General features: G+C 40.5%; 1 protein-coding gene. It reads right to left on the bottom strand.

Translation table 11 applies throughout. The annotated features are described in order from the left end of the window. A partial coding sequence (locus tag B0182_RS14680) for a PAAR domain-containing protein (RefSeq protein ID WP_211271659.1) occupies positions 1 to 490 on the bottom strand: 490 nt, incomplete at its 3' end. Between the last annotated feature and the right edge of the window lie 28 nt (positions 491 to 518).

Below are 518 nucleotides of genomic sequence, written 5' to 3' on the forward strand. Positions count from 1 at the left end.
TATCAGTACCATAAAGATACTCATCTCTTAACCAATCAAACCCATATCCTCCTTGACAATCATCAGGTCTTCTAAAATGTACAGTAAACTTAGGCAACTTATCATCATTTGCTTGGGTGTTGGCAAAGTTGTTTTGTAGCTTTGATTGTCTGTATTGCTCTCTTGCTTTTTGGTACTGGGCAAGTCTATTGTCATCAATAATCTCTTTAAAACTGGTTTGAGAATTGATAAGTTTTGGTGGTGGATTACATTTGCACAGACACAAATCATCATTTAAGGCAGGCATTGCCCCACCCAAAGAAAAGGACAGTCTTGGACCTGTTGGTACAATTTTGCCCATTGATTGACAAGCAGAACACCAGACATCATCGCCGATACAGCTTTGCTTTTTGCCATCTACATTAAAGACAATGGGATTGGTGGTTGTCTGGACGATACCGCCTGCTGTGGTGGTGTCGTTTTCTAGGATGTAGTAGCGGGTTAGGGGCATTTTTATTTCCTTGAGGTGAGGTTAAATG

The organism is Moraxella bovis, from assembly GCF_002014975.1.
Taxonomy (GTDB): Bacteria; Pseudomonadota; Gammaproteobacteria; order Pseudomonadales; family Moraxellaceae; genus Moraxella; species Moraxella bovis.